At 62.0% G+C, this 16,930-nt stretch carries 19 protein-coding genes; 1 reads left to right on the top strand and 18 read right to left on the bottom strand.

The genetic code is table 11. The annotated features are described in order from the left end of the window. Window positions 1–2: 2 nt before the first annotated feature. From mraY to AB5Y51_RS03915, 8 genes are all read right to left on the bottom strand, one after another. The gene (gene mraY, locus AB5Y51_RS03950) at window positions 3–1,085 is read right to left on the bottom strand and encodes a phospho-N-acetylmuramoyl-pentapeptide-transferase (protein ID WP_010675838.1); all 1,083 of its coding nucleotides are present in this window, start codon (window positions 1,083–1,085) and stop codon (window positions 3–5) included. Beyond that, window positions 1,079–2,434: a UDP-N-acetylmuramoyl-tripeptide--D-alanyl-D-alanine ligase gene (murF, locus tag AB5Y51_RS03945; RefSeq protein ID WP_042864853.1), complete on the bottom strand. Its 1,356-nt coding sequence runs from the start codon at window positions 2,432–2,434 to the stop codon at window positions 1,079–1,081. Before murF ends, mraY begins: the two co-directional genes overlap by 7 nt. Next, complete coding sequence (murE, locus tag AB5Y51_RS03940; RefSeq protein ID WP_368178073.1) at window positions 2,431–3,915, bottom strand: UDP-N-acetylmuramoyl-L-alanyl-D-glutamate--2,6-diaminopimelate ligase; 1,485 nt, start codon at window positions 3,913–3,915, stop codon at window positions 2,431–2,433. Before murE ends, murF begins: the two co-directional genes overlap by 4 nt. 95 nt (window positions 3,916–4,010) lie before the next feature. Then, window positions 4,011–5,777 (bottom strand): peptidoglycan glycosyltransferase FtsI, encoded by a 1,767-nt coding sequence (locus tag AB5Y51_RS03935; RefSeq protein WP_010675841.1) that lies wholly within the window; start codon window positions 5,775–5,777, stop codon window positions 4,011–4,013. After that, complete coding sequence (ftsL, locus tag AB5Y51_RS03930; RefSeq protein ID WP_010675842.1) at window positions 5,774–6,088, bottom strand: cell division protein FtsL; 315 nt, start codon at window positions 6,086–6,088, stop codon at window positions 5,774–5,776. The genes AB5Y51_RS03935 and ftsL overlap by 4 nt, the downstream gene beginning before the upstream one ends. A gap of 3 nt (window positions 6,089–6,091) precedes the next feature. Further along, entirely contained in the window at window positions 6,092–7,030 is a 939-nt protein-coding gene (rsmH, locus tag AB5Y51_RS03925) for a 16S rRNA (cytosine(1402)-N(4))-methyltransferase RsmH (RefSeq protein WP_042015088.1), read from the bottom strand. Then, entirely contained in the window at window positions 7,031–7,489 is a 459-nt protein-coding gene (gene mraZ / locus AB5Y51_RS03920; RefSeq protein WP_167826405.1) for a division/cell wall cluster transcriptional repressor MraZ, read from the bottom strand. A gap of 238 nt (window positions 7,490–7,727) precedes the next feature. Further along, window positions 7,728–8,024 (bottom strand): hypothetical protein, encoded by a 297-nt coding sequence (locus AB5Y51_RS03915; protein ID WP_041211797.1) that lies wholly within the window; start codon window positions 8,022–8,024, stop codon window positions 7,728–7,730. A 255-nt stretch (window positions 8,025–8,279) separates the two neighbouring features. On the opposite strand from AB5Y51_RS03915, the gene AB5Y51_RS03910 reads away from it, so the two are divergent. After that, a complete protein-coding gene (locus AB5Y51_RS03910; RefSeq protein ID WP_368178077.1) occupies window positions 8,280–9,137 on the top strand; it encodes a lytic transglycosylase domain-containing protein in 858 nt (285 codons plus the stop codon). Here the strand turns inward: AB5Y51_RS03910 and AB5Y51_RS03905 are convergent. The 10 genes from AB5Y51_RS03905 to lafA all read right to left on the bottom strand — a co-directional run bounded on the left by AB5Y51_RS03905 (window position 9,073) and on the right by lafA (window position 16,781). Next, entirely contained in the window at window positions 9,073–9,531 is a 459-nt protein-coding gene (locus AB5Y51_RS03905; protein ID WP_323891794.1) for a hypothetical protein, read from the bottom strand. The genes AB5Y51_RS03910 and AB5Y51_RS03905 overlap by 65 nt on opposite strands. Further along, window positions 9,518–10,465, bottom strand: a complete 948-nt coding sequence (gene lafU, locus AB5Y51_RS03900) for a lateral flagellar motor protein LafU (RefSeq protein ID WP_041211798.1) — start codon at window positions 10,463–10,465, stop codon at window positions 9,518–9,520. Before lafU ends, AB5Y51_RS03905 begins: the two co-directional genes overlap by 14 nt. Next, window positions 10,465–11,322 carry a lateral flagellar motor stator protein LafT gene (lafT, locus tag AB5Y51_RS03895; RefSeq protein WP_041211799.1) on the bottom strand — a complete coding sequence of 286 codons (858 nt, stop codon included), beginning with the start codon at window positions 11,320–11,322 and terminating at the stop codon, window positions 10,465–10,467. The genes lafU and lafT overlap by 1 nt, the downstream gene beginning before the upstream one ends. Window positions 11,323–11,372: 50 nt before the next feature. Further along, window positions 11,373–12,083 (bottom strand): lateral flagellar system RNA polymerase sigma factor LafS, encoded by a 711-nt coding sequence (lafS, locus tag AB5Y51_RS03890; RefSeq protein WP_103259466.1) that lies wholly within the window; start codon window positions 12,081–12,083, stop codon window positions 11,373–11,375. Between the two features lie 5 nt (window positions 12,084–12,088). Continuing rightward, entirely contained in the window at window positions 12,089–12,547 is a 459-nt protein-coding gene (gene lafF, locus AB5Y51_RS03885) for a lateral flagellar basal body-associated protein LafF (RefSeq protein WP_041211801.1), read from the bottom strand. Between the two features lie 39 nt (window positions 12,548–12,586). Then, window positions 12,587–13,636: a flagellar hook-length control protein FliK gene (locus tag AB5Y51_RS03880; protein WP_368178072.1), complete on the bottom strand. Its 1,050-nt coding sequence runs from the start codon at window positions 13,634–13,636 to the stop codon at window positions 12,587–12,589. Further along, window positions 13,627–13,965, bottom strand: a complete 339-nt coding sequence (locus AB5Y51_RS03875; protein WP_041211803.1) for a hypothetical protein — start codon at window positions 13,963–13,965, stop codon at window positions 13,627–13,629. The genes AB5Y51_RS03880 and AB5Y51_RS03875 overlap by 10 nt, the downstream gene beginning before the upstream one ends. Before the next feature lie 120 nt (window positions 13,966–14,085). Then, on the bottom strand, window positions 14,086–14,478 hold the full coding sequence (lafC, locus tag AB5Y51_RS03870) for a lateral flagellar export chaperone LafC (protein ID WP_042864849.1): 393 nt from the start codon (window positions 14,476–14,478) through the stop codon (window positions 14,086–14,088). Window positions 14,479–14,517: 39 nt separating this feature from the next. After that, the gene (gene lafB, locus AB5Y51_RS03865) at window positions 14,518–15,801 is read right to left on the bottom strand and encodes a lateral flagellar capping protein LafB (protein ID WP_048208577.1); all 1,284 of its coding nucleotides are present in this window, start codon (window positions 15,799–15,801) and stop codon (window positions 14,518–14,520) included. A 113-nt stretch (window positions 15,802–15,914) separates the two neighbouring features. Further along, complete coding sequence (lafA, locus tag AB5Y51_RS03860) at window positions 15,915–16,781, bottom strand: lateral flagellin LafA (RefSeq protein WP_041214011.1); 867 nt, start codon at window positions 16,779–16,781, stop codon at window positions 15,915–15,917. Window positions 16,782–16,930: the final 149 nt, after the last annotated feature.

Raw genomic sequence — 16,930 nt, 5'->3', positions numbered from 1 at the left:
GCTTACCTCACCTTCAGGGTGGCGAGGCCAAGCAGCACCAGCATGAGGGTGATGATCCAGAAGCGCACGATGACGCGCGGCTCCGGCCAGCCCTTCTTCTCATAGTGGTGATGGATGGGGGCCATGCGGAAGATCCGCACGCCGCGCAGTTTGTAGGATCCGACCTGCAGGATCACCGAGACAGTCTCCATCACGAAGACGCCCCCCATGATCACCAGCAGGAACTCCTGGCGCACCAGCACCGCGATGGTACCGAGCGCGCCGCCCAGGGCCAGGGAACCCACGTCCCCCATGAAGACCTGGGCCGGGTAGGTGTTGAACCAGAGGAAGCCCAGGCCCGCGCCCACGATGGCGGTACAGACGATCACCAGTTCGGAGGTGTAGGGCACGTAGGGAATGTGCAGGTAGTTCGCGAAGTTGACGTTACCGGTCGCCCAGGCGATCAGGGCGAAGCCCCCCGCCACCATCACGGTGGGCATGATGGCGAGGCCATCCAGGCCATCGGTCAGGTTGACCGCGTTGGAGGTACCGACGATGACGAAGTAGGTCAGCAGGATGAACATCAGGCCGAGCTGGGGCATCACATCCTTGAGGAAGGGGACCACCAGCTGGGTCTGACCATCGTGGGTGGCCGTGGCGTAGAGGAAGACTGCCACACCCAGCGCGACCGCGGACTGCCAGAAGTACTTCCAGCGGGCGATGAGGCCATCGGTGTTCTTGCGCACCACCTTGAGATAGTCATCGGCAAAGCCGATGGCACCATAGGCCCCCAGCACGAACAGCACCAGCCAGACATAGGGGTTATCGAGGCGGCACCAGAGCAGCACAGAAGTGAAGATGGCGGCAATGATCATCAGGCCGCCCATGGTCGGGGTGCCCTTTTTGCTGAGGTGGGATTCGGGACCGTCGTTGCGGATCACCTGGCCGAACTTCATGATCTGCAGGCGACGGATGAGGCGCGGCCCCATCCAGAGCGCCACCACCAGACCGGTGATGATCGACAGGATGGCGCGAAACGTCAGGTAGGAGAAGACGTTGAAGAAGGTGAAGTGCGGGGTGAGCAGTTCCGCCAGCCAGACTAGCATGTGGCTGACTCCTGATGGCCCTTGACCATCTCGACGATATCTTCCATGCGGGAGCCACGGGCGCCCTTGACCAGAATCGAAATTTCCTGATGTGTCTTTATCATTTGCGCAAGCACTTCAAACAACGACGCCTTGTTATCGAAATGTCGGCCAGCCGCGGCATCTGCGGTGTGGCGACTCTGTTCCCCTACGGTCAGCACGGCATCGAGGCCCTGCTCACGGGCGTGGTGTCCGACCCGGGCATGCTGCGCGGCGGACTCCTCACCCAACTCTTTCATGTCACCGAATACCAGCACCTTGTAGCCGTTCATGGCGGTCAGGGCATCGATACCCGCCAGCACGGACTCCACGCTGGCGTTGTAGGTGTCATCCACCAGGGTGAGGCCACCCCAGCGTTGCACGCAGAAACGGCCCTTGACCGGCGCCATCTGCTCCAGCCCCGCCTTGACGGACGCAAGCGATGCGCCCAGGGCCAGGGTCCCGGCGGCAGCAGCCAGGGCGTTGGCCACGTTGTGGCGGCCCGGAATGGCCAGGGTCAGGTTCACCTCTCCCTGGGGCGTCACCATCACGAACCCGGCACAACCCTGCTCGTTGAGCACGATGTCGCGGGCGTGGAACGGCTGACGCTGATCCTCGAGGGAGAAGGCGCAGTGGATGCCCTTTTCACGCCACTTCGGCCAGAACTCGTTGTCGGCATTGACGATGGCGGTGCCGCCCTCGCCTAACCCTTCGAAGATTTCGCTCTTGGCATGGAACACCCCTTCCAGGGAGCCAAAGCCTTCCAGGTGCGCGGCAGCGACGTTGTTGATGATGGCGGCGTCGGGTCTGGCGAGCGACGTGGTCCAGGCGATCTCGCCCGGGTGGTTGGCTCCCAGCTCCATCACCGCGAACTGGTGTTGCGGCTCGAGGCGCAGCAGGGTCAGCGGCACCCCCACCTCGTTGTTGAAGTTGCCGGCGGTGGCCAGCACCTCCCCTTCACAACGCAGGATGGCCGTCGCCATCTCCTTCACCGTGGTTTTGCCACAGCTGCCGGTGATGGCGAGCACTTTCGGATTGATGCGCTCGCGCACCAGCCTGCCCAGACGCCCAAGCCCCTTGAGGGTGTCGCCCACCACCAGTTGTGGAATGGCCAGCGGCAATTCGCGCTCCACCAGCAGGGCACTGGCGCCGGCGGCAACCGCCTGGTCGCAGAAATCGTGGGCGTCGAAACGCTCGCCGCGCAGGGCCACGAACAGCGCCCCCGCGCCCAGGGTACGGGTGTCGGTGCTGACCGCCGTGATCTCATGGTCGCCCCCGATCAGACGGGCATCGAGCACCTGCGCCAGGTCGGCAAGCCTGAGGGTCATCATTTGAATGACTCCATTAATGTGTGCAAGGCGGCTGCGACGGTTTCCCGATCGCTGTAGTGCCGCTTGTCGGTTCCAATGATCTGATAATCCTCGTGGCCTTTGCCGGCCACCAGGATGATGTCCTCTTTGCTCGCTTGGCTCAGTGCCAGCTGGATTGCCTTGGTCCTGTCGTGCTCAATCTGCACGGCGCCGGGATCACGAAGACCCGCCACCATGTCGGCCATGATCCGGGCCGGCTCCTCGGTACGGGGATTGTCGTCGGTCAGGATCACGCAGTCCGCATGCTGCTCCGCCATGGCAGCCATCATGGGACGCTTGCCGCGATCCCTGTCGCCGCCGCATCCCACCAGGCACCAGAGCCGGCCGTGACAGTGCACCCGCAGGGCCTGCAATGCCTTCTCCAGCGCATCCGGGGTGTGGGCGTAATCGACCACGGCGAGCGGCGCATCGCCACCGCCGAAGCACTCCATGCGACCGGTCACTGGTTGCAGTCTGGGGGCCGTCGCCAGCAGGTCATCGAAGTCATAGCCGAGCACCAGCATGGCGCCCATGGCGCCCAGCACGTTGCTGACGTTGAAGCGGCCGAGCAAGGGGGCGGATAATACACCATTCCCCCAGCTGGAGTTAATGCGCGTATCAAAACCTTGTTGGTGGAAGTGGGGATCCTGCGCCGTCAGTTGTCGTCCGGCATGGTTTTCAATCGGACCATGAACCCCGAAGGCCACCGCACCGGGATAGGTCGCCAGCCATTGCCGTCCCAGATGGTCATCGGCGTTGATGACGGCGCAAGGCTCATCCACCAGCTTCAGCAGCTCCTCCTTGGCCGCGGCATAGGCCTCCATGGTGCCGTGATAGTCCAGATGATCCCGGCTCAGGTTGGTGAAGACTGCCGCGGCAAACGGCAGGGCCGCCACGCGATGCTGCACCAGACCGTGGCTGGAGACCTCCATCGCCACCAGATCGGCCCCCTGCTGCTGCAAGGCGGCCAGATTGGCCTGCACCTGGACCGCGCTGCCCGTGGTGTTCTCTGCTTCGATGAGCTCGCCAAACAGACCGTTGCCTATGGTGCCCATGACCCCGGCCTTGCCCCCCAGCAGGGTGCGCCAGTTGGCCACCAGCAGGGCCGTGGTGCTCTTGCCGTTGGTGCCCGTGATGCCCACCAGTTGCAGCTTTTGCGCAGGGTGACCGTAGAAATGACCGGCCAGCTCGGAGAGACGAGCGGGAAGATCCCTCATGCCGATGCAGGGGATCTGGGTCGCCGGAGGGACGAATTCTCCGTCCTCCTCAAACAGCACGGCGGTCGCTCCCTGAGCCACCGCCTGTTCGATGAAGCGCCTGCCATCCACCTGATGGCCACGAATCGCCACGAAGAGCGAGCCGGGACCGACCCGCCGGCTGTCGAGCTGGAGATCGGTGAGGGAAAGCGCCGGGGCATCGATGCCGAAGCGGCTCATCAGTTGATCAAGTATGCGGGGCGGCATGGGAAGCCTCCGAAAATGCGGGAATGCGGGCGCTCGTACACGCCATGGAAAACGCCCCGACAGCAGCGGGGCCGATGGAAAAAGCCGGATGCCCGTCAAGTACGCGGTGCGCCATTGTTGGCCTCCGTGCGGGCAAGCTTGGCGGGTACCTCGGGCGGGATCGCATCGGGACGGATGTTGAAGAGCTGCAACACGCCTCCCATGGCCTCCGCAAAGGGCGGGGTCGCCACGGCACCGCCGTAGTAGGCATCCCCCTTGGGCTCGTTGATCACCACCACCATGACGAAACGGGGATTGCTGGCTGGCGCGAAACCGGCAAACCAGGCCATGTAGTCCTTGCCATAGCCCCCAGCCACGGCCACCTTGGCGGTACCACTCTTGCCACCGACCCGATAACCGGGGATCTGGGCCTTGGGAATGGCATTGCTGACCACATACTCCAGCGCCTGCAACATGGCAGCGGCGTTGTTGTGATCGATGACCTGCTCACCCTTGGGCGGCTTGGTCACCTTGATGATGGAGAGCGGTACCCGCTTGCCCTTGTTGGCCAGGGTGGCGTAGGCGGAGGCCAGCTGCAGCGGGGTCACTCGCAGACCATAACCGAACGACAGGGTGGCTCGCTCGATGTCGGACCAGCGGCGACGCTGGGGCAGCATGCCGCTGCTCTCCCCCATCAGGCCGCTGCCGGTGTCCATGCCGAATCCCACCATGCTCAGGGTATTGATCATCTCCTGGGCCGGCATCCGCAGCGCGATGCGCGACATGCCGATGTTGGAGGAGTAGCGCAGGATGTCGTACAGGTTGGTCGCCTTGTGGATACTCACGTCACGGATCTGCTTGGCCCCGATAAAGAGGGGGCCGCCCGGGATGAAGTCCTTCCAGCTGGTGACACCGGCTTGCAAGGCACTAAGCAAAATCAATGGCTTGACCGTGGAGCCCGGCTCATAGGTATCGGTCACCACCCGGTTTCGCACCCGGAAACTCTGGTACTGGCCGCGGTTGTTCGGGTTGTAGGAGGGGGTGTTGACCATGGCGAGTACCTCGCCGGTCTTCACATCCAGCATCACCATGGAGCCGGAGGTGGCCTTGTTCTCGTCGGTAGCCCGTTTGAGGGCGCGATAGGCCAGCGCCTGCACCCGCTGATCGATGCTCAGTTGCAGATCGTTGGCGTGCTTGCCCTCTTTCACCAGGCCCAGGCGCTCGATGACGCGGCCCTGCCTGTCCTTGCGCACCCTCATCTCGCCAGGGGTTGCGGTCAGCCACTCGTTGTAGCTGCGCTCAATCCCCTCGATGCCGCTGCCATCGATGTTGGTCACCCCCACCAAGTGGGAGCTTATCTCGCCGGTCGGGTAGAAACGGCGCGCCTCGGGGCGCAGATAGATGCCCCCCAGCTTCAACCCCTTGATGTACTCGGCCACCGCAGGCGTCACCTGCCGCTGCAGATAGACGAAGCGCTTGCTCGGGTTGGCGATGCGATGCTTGAGGGTGTTGATGTCGAGCTTGAGCACCGCGGAGAGTGCCAGCCAGGCACGCTCGTTGTGGATGGCACCGGACTCATGCACCGTCTTGGGATCAGCCCAGACCGCTTCGACCGGTACGGATACCGCCAACTGTTCGCCATTGCGGTCCGTGATCATGCCGCGCACCGCCTGGGTGGAGGTGGTGCGCAGGGAGCGCATGTCCCCCTCCTGGCGCAGTCTGTCCGGATCGATCACCTGGATCCAGGCCAGCCGCAGGATCAGCCCCGCAAACGCGATGCCGATGAAGAAAACCAGGGTACGAAAGCGCCACGGGTAGAGTGAGGGTGCTTTCGCCTTGGCTTTGTCCTTTGCCGGAGCCTTGGTGGCGGCCTTGCGTGTCATGGTTGTGTAATTACCTTTTCAGTGGTCACCAGGGGACGAGCCATCTGCAACTTGTCCATGGCCAGACTCGCCACCCGGGAGTGCTCAGCCAGTGTGCCCTGTTCCAGCAAGAGGTGGCGCCACTCGATGTTGAGCCTGTCCTCCTCCGCCATCAGATCGTTCTGCTTGGCCGTCAGACCCCGGGTCATGTTGGTCACCAGGATCACCGCAAAGGCGGTGACCAGCACTGCGACGGTCAACAGGACCTGCAACTTGTGGCGCCAGAGATCCGCAACGATCTCCCTGGCGAGGTGAACGCGCACGTCGCTCATCGCTTACTCCGCAAGACGCTCTGCGACCCGCAGCACCGAGCTGCGGGACCGGGTGTTTTCATTGACCTCGTGGTCGGAAGGCTTGAGTGCCTTGCCGATCGACTTCAGCTTGCGACCACCGGCCAGCTGGGCTTCGGTCAGAGGGATCCCGTGGGGTACTTCCGGACCTTTCTCATGCTTGCGAATAAAATGCTTCACCAGCCGATCTTCCAGAGAGTGGAAGCTGATGACGGAGAGACGACCGTGAGGAGCCAGCACGTCCAGCGCGCCGTTGAGGGCGGTTTCAATTTCGTCCAGCTCGCTGTTGATATAGATGCGGATGGCCTGGAAGCTGCGGGTCGCCGCGTGCTTGCCCTTCTCCTTGCTCGGGTTGACCCGGGCAATCATCTCCGCCAGCTGGCGGGTGCGCACATAGGGCTCTGTCACCCGATCGTGCACGATGGCGCGAGCAATCTTCTTGGCGAAGCGCTCCTCACCGAAGGTTTTCAGCACCCAGGCGATGTCGTCCACATCGGCACGGGCCAGCCACTCGGCGGCGCTCTGACCGGAGGTGGGATCCATCCTCATGTCGAGCGGGCCGTCCTTCATGAAGCTGAAGCCACGTTCGGCATCGTCAAGCTGGGGGGAGGAGACACCGAGATCCAGCAGGAAGCCATCGACCTTGCCCAGCAGGCCGCGCTCGGTCAGATAACGGGTGATGCCGGAGAAGGGACCGTGCACGATCTCGAAACGGGGATCCTGGATCTTGGCCGCCTCGGCAATGGCCTGGGGATCCCGGTCGATGGCGATCAGACGACCGTTCGGGCCCAGATGCTGGAGAATGAGACGAGAGTGACCACCCCGGCCAAAGGTACCGTCGACGTAGATACCGTCCGGCTTGATGGCCAGCCCTTCGACGGCTTCGTGCAACAGCACTGTGATGTGTTCAGCGGCTTGGGTCATTTATAAAGAAAAATCCTGTAGTCGTGGTGAACTTGCCCAGTCGTCCTCGGGCAGGCCCAGGATGTCGTCGTTGATCTGTTGTTGCCAGCGGGCTTCATCCCACAGCTCGAATTTGTTGAGCTGGCCCACCAGCATGACTTTCTTGTCCAGCCCGGCATGGCTGCGCAGCGGCTGGCTGAGCAGCAGACGGCCATTGCCATCCAGTTCGCATTCGGCCGCGTGGCCGAGCAGCAGACGCTGCAGGCGGCGTTCCGCCGGGTTGGTGCTGGAAAGGGTCTTCAGCTTGCGCTCCACCTCTTCCCATTCATTCAGGGGATAAAGCAGCAGACAGGGATGGGCTATGTCGATGGTGCAGACCAGCTGGCCGTCGCACTCTTCGCGCAGCCAATCACGAAATTTGGTCGGAATCGCCAACCGCCCCTTGCTGTCCAGGCTGATGGCGTGAGCGCCACGCAACAAATTGCAGTCCCCGAAGGTGAGTTATGGGGGCTAGATGCCCAATAAAACCACTTTGATCCACTTTTCTCCACCATGAAGTTTAAGGACGAGCAGGGGGCTTTTCAAGCAAGGATCTCGGGCATGGGGAACATATTGACGCAGCGTGATGGGACTACCGATTAAATGAATTGATTTTCCACAAGTTATTCATGGGGGAATTAAATCATCCCGGCGAAGTGCGCCTCGTAATTAATCGATTTCACGGGGAAATGATGAAACGGAACAGCACGACGGCGCACAGGATAATGCTGACGCCCACCACGGGATAGATGATGTATCCATCCCCTACCCGACGGGCTCGCAGCACCACCAGCTGGCAGAGCAGCAGGTTATAGACGATGAGAAGAAAAGTCAGCAGTAGATTGGCGCCCAATGTCAGCTCGTCGGCATACATGATATAGAGCCACATCAAACCAAAATTAACGAGGATCAGATAAAGCAGAAATTTCTGAATCGCCCTGCCCGCCTTTGGGGTCTTTTTTACTCGTGTTATCATGCTTATCACGTCCTGGATACCACATGAACAGTCGACAGATATTGTCAAAAACTGTTGAGATACATCGTGTTTTTATCATTTTCCCGCCAGGCTCTGTCCGCTGTTGCCAAAATATCCCTGCGCCTTCTCCCCGGGCTCTCGCTACTGAGCAGTGCCGTTTGTTACTCCTATGATCATTATCACTGGCAGGCGGGTTTTCCTACCCCCGTTGTCGGCCCGGGTGCCGAGCTGGTCAACGAGCAGACCCGCTTTCTGCTGCGCCAGCGCAGCCACCTGCAAACGAGGCTCGCCGAGTCCCAGCCCATGATCCGCTGGGTCACGGAGCAGGTTCAGACGCGCAATCTCCCACCCATGCTGGCATTGCTGCCCCTGATCGAGAGCAGCTACCGGCTTGACGTGATCTCATCGGCGGGCGCCGCCGGGCCCTGGCAGTTGATGCCAGATACCGCAGCCCGCTTCTCCGTCCCCATGACGAACGCCTTCGATGGCCGCTACTCCCTGCCGTTGGCGACGGAGGCGGCGCTCTCCTACCTCGGCTGGCTGCATCAATTCTTCGGGCAGGACTGGTTGCTGGCACTGGCGGCCTACAACGCGGGAGAGGGAAGAGTATTGAAGGCGGTGCTCAACGGCGGGACACGCAATGTGTGGGAGTTGCAGTTGCCTACCGAAACGCGCCTCTATGTGGCGCGCTTCCTCGCGCTCTCCCAATTGCTGGACAGAGCGGCGCAGCACGGGTTTGTCCTGCCGCCCTGGCAGGCGGGAGAAAATATCCGGGTCTGGCGGCAGCCAGGGGGCTGCTCATTGCTGGAGTGGGCCATGGAACGGGGGGTTGCCATGAACGAGGCAAGCCGGTGGAATCCCGCCTGGCGATTGCCCGATCCCCGGGAGGTGAGTGACTGCCCCATCATTTATGGCGGAGGCAAGGCCCCTCCTGCACCGCGTCATCAAGAGACACGCCCGCAGCTGGTGCGGGCCGTGTCCCTGGAAAGCCTGCACGATCCCCTGCTGTTGCTGCCTGCACGGGGACTGGACATGGGGCGGGGAGGCCTCACTCTTGAGCGGTTGCCGGATCCACTGGGATTGGAGCAGGCTCGCCCTCTGCTGGCGCCATGAAACAGTGGCGCCAGTGGCTCAGAACAGGCGCGAGATCCACCGAGTCAGGATCGACCCATCGCGCGCCGTAGAAGCTGAGGTACTGGCCTATGGCCCTGCGATGGGTGATATGACAGGCCAGCACGATCCGCGGTGACAACGACAGGCTGACGTTATCGGGCAAGGTAAAACGGGCGGGGGCGAGGAAACCGACCCCACCCGGTCCGATATCCTTGATCACCGCCCGTCCGATGCGCCTGTCGAACAGCAGGCCAGAGACCATGAGCCGGGCCGCGATGCCGCAACTCTGGGATTCCAGGGGCGTGGTCCCGTCATGGAGATACCAGCGCGGCAGTTTGCGCCTGGGATCCTTGAACGGTGTCACGGGGGGCAGATCGGCGTCAGGGGTTTCCATGGGCAACGGCGTCCTTGGCTGTCCGGGTGGCGGCTTGGGTTTGGGCACTGAACAGCTGCTCCAGGCTCTTTTCCGCCTGGGTCGTCATCACCAGCAACTCGATGCGGCGGTTCTCGCTGCCTTTGGGATCTGCGGTGTTGTCCAGCATGGTATCCGACATGGCGACCACCTGACCCACCCGCTCGGGGGGCATGCCACCGGCAAGCAGGACACGCCTCGCCATCATGGCGCGATCGGAGGAGAGCTCCCAGTTGCTGTAGTTGTCACCGGCAAAGGGGGTGCTGTCGGTGTGACCGGAGATCATGACCCGGTTCTCCACTCGCTGGAAGACAGGAGCCAGTGCCATCAGCAGGTGGCGGAAATAGGGGCTGATGCGGGCGCTGCCACGGCTGTACATCTCGCGCTCGTCATCGTCGCGGATCAGGATCCGCAGACCCTGGGGCACCAGTTGCAGCTCCAGGTTGTTTCTGGCCTGCATCTGATCCGCCATGGACCCGATGAAACCGGCCAACTGCGCCATCTGCTTTTCTCCCTCAATCTTGCCCACCAGCAGGCTCTCATAGCCTCCCTTGGCACCATCGGTAAAGATGCTGCGATCCCGCTCCATGTGTCTGGGCATGCGCTGCCCCTCCTCCACGAACTGGGGACTCAACTCCTCCAGTACCGAGGGGTTGCCGCCAAGATCCACCGGATAGGGGCTGTTGCTGATGTCGAACGGGTTTGCCTCGCTGTCCATGATGCTGTAGTCGCGCAGACGGCTGGCCACCACATCCCGCTCCTCCTGGCTGGAGACGGCCAGGATCCAGAGCACCATGAAGAAGGCCATCATGGCCAGGGTGAAGTCGGCGAAGGCCACCTTCCATGCACCGCCCCCCTTGGGAGCGCTGCTGCGCCGCTGCTGGCGCTTGATGACGATCTGCTCGTGGTTGCGCATCACATGGCCCTGTTGGTCACCCAGTCTTCCAGTTCGAGGAAGCTGGGTTTCACGTCAGGTTCCAGCATCTTGCGGCCGGAATCGACGGAGAGCAGCGGCGTCTTGCCCCGCAGCTGAGCGATCAAAATCGACTTGATGCACATCAGCATGCCGATACGACGCTTGACCATCTCTTCCATGGCATTGCTGATGGGCTCCAGCAAGCAATAACAGAGGAAGATGCCGATGAAGGTGCCCACCAAGGCGGCCGCCACATGCACCCCTATGTTGCTGAGGGGGCCGTCGAGTTGCTGCATGGTGATGATGATCCCCATCACCGCCGCCAGGATCCCGAAGCCGGGGCAGGCCTCCCCTGTCTTGTGCAGCGCGTGGGCGGGCTTGAGCATGTCCTCCTCGATGGCCATGATCTCCTGCTCCAGTATGGTGTCGAGCTCATGGGGCGTGATCTTGCCCATGCCCAGCAGACGCAGGTTGTCGATGATGAAGCCCAGCAGTTGCGGATCTTCCGATACCTGGGGATACATGAGGAAGACGGAGCTCTGCTGCGGATTCTCCACGTGTTCGTCCAGCGCCTTCATCCCCTTGTTGCGGGTCTCTTCCAGCAGTTGGTGCATCAGGGTCAGCAGTTCGCGATAGATCTCCTTCTCGTCCTTGTTGGACTTGAAGCAAAGCTTCATCTGGCGCCACATTTCATGCATCACCTCCTTGGAATTGCCAAGGAACATGGAGCCGACCGCCGCCCCTATGATGATGATGAGTTCGGCAGGCTGCCACAGGGCGATGGGGCGCCCCCCGGCCATCATGAAGCCGCCGATCACACACACGAAAATGACACCAAGACCAATCTGTTTTTGCATGGATGCTCCCGCAGAAATCAACAAGACTCCCCCCGCGGGGAGAGGCATAACTATATGGAGTCGACCAATCGCTGCTTGAGCTGAAGGACGCACTGCTTGTGGAGCTGACACACCCGCGACTCGGTCAGCCCGAGCACCAGTGCAATCTCCTTCATGTTCAATTCCTGCTGGTAATAGAGGGAAAGCAGCAGCTGTTCACGCTTGTCCAGGGTGCCGAGCACCTTGGCAAGGGTCATGGCCAGATCCTGATCGTCAGACTCGGATGCGGGCGCCCTGCCTCCGTTCTCCAGCCACTCCTCCAGACTCTGCAACGCCTCGGCCTGGCTCGCATAAGCGAGCTGGCGCACCTCCTCGACGGAGCAGGACAGCGCCTGTGCCAGCTCCTGCTCGGTCGGGTTGCGCCCCAGACGGTTGAACAGCTCCCGCTGTACCTGGTTGTGACCGTGCACCTGCTGGCGCAGCTGACGGGGTCGCCAGTCAAGGCGCCGCAGCTCATCCAGCATGGCTCCCCGCACCCGCTTGAAGGCATAGCTCTCGAACTGGGCATCCGGTTCACCCCCATAGCGACGCCAGGCTTCCAGCAGCCCCATCATGCCGACCTGCTCCATGTCCTCCTGATCGAAGCTGGCGCTCACCTGACTGCGCAAGTGAGTGGCTGCCCGCTTCACCAGAGGCAGATAACGGCTCAGGATCGCCTGCTCACCGGTGCGGGGAGCGGAGGCGGTCAGTTCGCAGGGAGTATCCCAACCAGCGTCCATCATGTTCGCTACTGCACCAGGACCTTGGTGACCAGCACTTCATCCAGATAGGGCTTGTAGCCATACCCCTCCAGGGTTCCCACCAGTTTGCCGAGCAGAGAGGTCTGCAGGGCCGAGATGTTCTGCAGTTCCTGCTTCACCGCCTCATGGGAGCGATGGCTGAAATATTGCACCATGGCATTGCGGATCAGGGGGGTCAGCTCGTTGAGCGTCTCCAGCTGCTGGGGATTGTGGGTGACCAGCGCCAGCTCCAGCACCAGATAGTGGGGCTCTCTGTCTCCCTCCAGGCTGATGACGAAACGCTCCATCGGTTTGAACAGCGGCGTCTTGCTCAGCTCGGGCTTGGCCTCTGCCAGGCCCAGCCAGACGGCAACCGTATCCCGCTTGAGATAAGCGCCATAGGCCAGCGCCGCCAGCAGGCACAGCGCCATCATTATCACCATCAACCACTTCATGACACGCCGCATAATTTGAAATCACTCTCGCTATTGCCCGATCTTGAAATGTCACACCAGGGTGTTGAGCCAATCCTGGCCAGCACCGCCCGATGCGTCCTGTTCTTCCTGCCACTGTCGTCGACCTGCCAGGATCTTCTCCTGCTGCCAGCGATCCCCCCGCTCCTGCTCTCCCCCCTGGCCCACGTTCACCTCGACGCCACCGGCATGATGGGGAGCCAAACTCATGCGAAGCCGCTCCATCGACTGGATCAGGGCTTCACGCACCGCCGGGTTGGTCACGTTGAGCTGCACGTTGATCCGATCCCCTTCCATCCTCACGGTCAGTTCGAGGCGACCCAGCTCGGGGGGATCGAGGCGGATATGGGCCTGCTTGATGCTATGGTTCACCTGCAGCTCGACCCTGTCTTTGAGCACATCGACCAGTTGCTGGCCCCACTGGGCCTCGCTTGCGGCAAGACGCGCCGGCGCCCACTGGTATTCCGCAGGCCTGGCGGCAGAGAGCGCGGGCGACAACCCCGCCATTGCCTTGAATTCGGTGACGCTGACCTCCCGCTCCGGGGCGGGCTCCCCGGGAAGAGGCACCACCACTGCCGCACTCCGGGTCGCAGGCTGCTCGCCCTGGGTGGTTGGCTGGAGCATTCGCATGGCCAGCTCCCCGGCGGGTTGAGGGAGGCTCTCCTTGCCAACGGAAACCGGCGGCACCAGCATCCGCTCCCCTTCCATTCGCTCGAACCCGCTGAGGGCGCGCAGCACAGGCGAGGAGGCGGGTTGCACCTCCCCGACGGGGGCAAGGCCGCCATTCGATGACAAACGGGCAGGAGGAAGGCGTCCCTCCTCCTGTCGGACAAAAGGTGGTGGCATCTGGTTGAAGGCGGCGAGTTGCTCGGCGACATCCGCAGCCACTTCGACGCTCTCCTCCTGCTCCGTCTCGTCGACGGGGGCGGAAGGGGCGGTGGACGGAGGAAGCATCGCCTCCTGCGGAAGATCCAGAGGCTGGTACTCTTCCCCCTGACCGTCAGGCTGGCGGGAGAGGCGGGTAAAACCACCGGATGGGGAAGCGGGCAGTGTCTCTGCCACGGGGAGAGGGATCATGCCCATGTCTGCGCCTCGTCGTAGGCCTGCAATCCTTCCCGTTTGCGGGAGAGGCTGTCCCACTCCTGCTTGCGCAGCGCCGTTTCCTGCTCACAGAGCGCGAAGGCTTCCCGATGCCAGTGGCGCACCTGATCCCGGGCCGGCATCAGGGATTGCCACAATGCAGGCTGGCTGTTCAGATGCGCCACCAGCTGGGCCAGACGCTGGTCCGCCAGCCGCACCGCATCCCACTGTCCGGCGCGGGCCTGCTGCAAGATAAGACGCCCGAGCCCCAGGAGCTGGCGCTGACGGGTCTCGCGTTCCGTACCGGGGAGCACGGCTCCTGTCATGGACATGATGATGGCCTCAAAATAGGACGACCTTGCGGGCAAGCAAGGAGCAGGCCAAATATATAAACATTATATTTCAATACGTTAGTTCCGACCTTTGCCCCATGAGGAAGGTGGATTTCCGCATCAACGGGGATGGCGGGCCATCGCTTCCCAACCCTCTTTCAGCTCCAGCAGGATGCGACGCACCTCTGCAAAGCCCGCGACATCGTTGCCCACACTGATCTCGAACAGCCGCTGGCCGCAGTAGTCGTACAGACGGTGCAGGTTGCTGGCCAGCTCCCCGCCCTTGTCCATGTCGAGGGCACTGTCGAGCCCTCCCAGGATCTGCAGACACTTGTTGATGGACTGCCCCTTGCGCTCGTACTGCCTGGCCAGAATGTGGCCCTCGGCCCTGGCTATTTCGTCGAGCAGGCCATCCATCAACATCAGCACCAGCTGGTGCGGATCGGCGCTCGCTGCCTTGGCCTGGGTGGCGGCGAACTGGTAGGCGTCATAGCCTTCTTGGGGTTCAAACATGAAAAACTCGCTTATTCAAAGTGTTACGGGCTAGCCGTCTCACAGGGCGCCCATGGTCTGCAACATCTGGTTCATGGTGGTGAACTGATTGAGGTAGCGCTTATACGCGGAATCCATGCGCCGATCCAGCGCCTCCATCCGCTCGTTCACCCGCTTCTCGTTCGCTTCAAGACCTGTCTTGCGCCCCTTGAGTGCACCGTCCCGCTTGGTATAGGGGTCCAGGGCATTGCTCATCCGCTTGAGCAGACCGTCGTCGCCCATGAGTGCCTTGCCGAGCAGCTCGGGATCCTTCTCCAGCGCCTTGTTGAAGTCGGTCTCGTTGAAGGAGAGCTTGCCCGCCTTGTCGGTCTTGATCCCCAGGCTCCCCAGGGTCAGATCATCGGGCAGCTCCCGCACGCTGCGGGCAATCACGCTCTTGAGGCTGCGAACCCCGCTGTCGGAGGAGAGGGCTCCCGGCGCCTTGGGATCGCTGGAGGTCATCTTGGCCAGCTCGTCCACCAGCTCGTTGTAACTGTCGACAAACTTCTTGAGGGAGCCGGTAACCGCCTCCTTGTCCTGATCCACCGTGACCAGCAGCGGAGCGTCATCCGCCTTTTGCGCCTTGGTCAGCTGGAACGTCAGGCCATCCACCACGTTCTCTATCTTGTTGCTGGCAGAGGTGATGGTGAGAGGGTTGTCCCCCCCCATGCGCAGCTTGGCGTCCTGCGCCTGGGTGATGTCCGTCTTGCCGGCCATCGCCACCCCGATGGCATTGGCGCCATCCCCGCTGTACCCCAGGGTGATGGCGTTCTCCACGCCGCTCTCCTTGCTGGTCAGTACCATGCTGACCTTGCCGTCGGTACGTACCAGGGTCGCCTTCACCCCCGGGTTGTCCTTGGCATTGTTGATCTGGGAGACCAGATCCTTGACGGTGGCGCCAGCCGGGAGGGAGGCCAGGTCGATGTCCAGGGTCTTGCCCTTGACGGTCAGGGAGAAGACGCCGTCTGCCGGCAGCGGTGCCGTGTCACTGTCAAGCTGCAAGCCGACCTGATGGGACTGGGCAAGCTGCTCCACGAAGAAGCTGTACTGACCCGAGCTGGCCTTGCCATTGCTCGTCACCGTCATGAGCCCTTCCTGGGACAGGGTGGCCTTCTGAGCCTGCAGGCTGCTCGCCTTGTTCAGATCCTTGAGCAGGGTCTGGAAACTCGACAGCTTGGTGGTGAGGCTGCTGATGGCGCTCTGCTGCGCCTTGACGCTGTCCAGCTGCTTCTTCAGCAGCTTGTCCATGTTCTGGCGCTCGACGGCTACCAGTTGCATCGCCGTGCTGGCCGGATCTATTTGCATCTTTATCCCCTTATTCGGTGGCATGCCTGTTGGAAAAGACCGGCTCGGCCCTTTCCAACCGGCAAGCGGTTGTCAAACAAGAGCCGCCCCTCTCGGGGCGGCCCGGCAAACCATCAACGCAGCAGGGAAGTCACCATGCCGGTCATCTGGTTGGAGTTGGACAGCACGGACATGCCAGCCTGCATCAGCATCTGGTTCTTGGTCATGTTGGTGCTCTCCTGGGCGAAGTCGGCATCCATGATGCGGCCGTTCGCCATGTCGGTGTTCTCTTTCATGTTGGAGAGGTTGTTGACGGTGTGCTCCAGACGATTGATGTTGGCACCGAACTGGGAACGGGCGGTACCGATGGCATCCAGGGCGTCTTCCATCTTGGTGATCTGCGCGTTGAAGGCAGTGGAGGCCAGGGCGGTGGCCGCCACATCGGCGGTGGCAAAATCGGTTTCCGCGGCATCAATGGCTGCGTTGACGGCCTGAACATTGCCGCTGGCATCCACATCCAGCTTCTCGGCGGCGGAACCACCGATCTGGAAGGTCACTGCTGCAGCGCCGAACTTGCCCGCATCGCTGATCAGAGCCTGACCACCAAACTTGGTGTTGTCGCTGATGTTCTTCAGCTCGGCAGACAGCTCCTTCATTTCGGTGCCCATGGCCAGACGGTCTTCCGCGCTCGCGGTGCCGTTGGCGCCCTGGGTGGCCAGGTCTTTCATGCGCTGAACGATGTTGGTCATCTCGTCCATGGCACCTTCGGCGGTCTGCATCATGGAGACGGCGTCCTGGGCGTTGCGCATGCCGACCTTCTGGCCGTTGGACTGGGCTTGCAGACGGGTGGCCATCTGCAGACCGGCGGCGTCATCGGCGGCGGAGTTGATGCGAAGACCGGTACCCAGGCGCTGCATGGCGGTGCCCAGCATCTTGTTGGTGTTGTTCAGCTGGTTCTGAGTGGTCAGAGAAGCAAAGTTGGTATGAATGGACAAACCCATGATCTATTCCTCGAAGAAGGCTGCTACCGCAGCGGATAACCGTACGAAGGAGAGAAGCGACAGGTGCGAGGCAAGACTTGAGCTGCGGGTGAAAAATATGATGAAAAAAGAGGGCGCGGGAGGAGCTGGGAGGGGAAACGGGAAAAAGG

Origin of the sequence: Aeromonas sp. R7-1 (genome assembly GCF_040908115.1) — a bacterium.
Lineage (GTDB): Bacteria > Pseudomonadota > Gammaproteobacteria > Enterobacterales > Aeromonadaceae > Aeromonas > Aeromonas caviae.
This window is presented reverse-complemented; position numbering and strand designations above follow the sequence as displayed.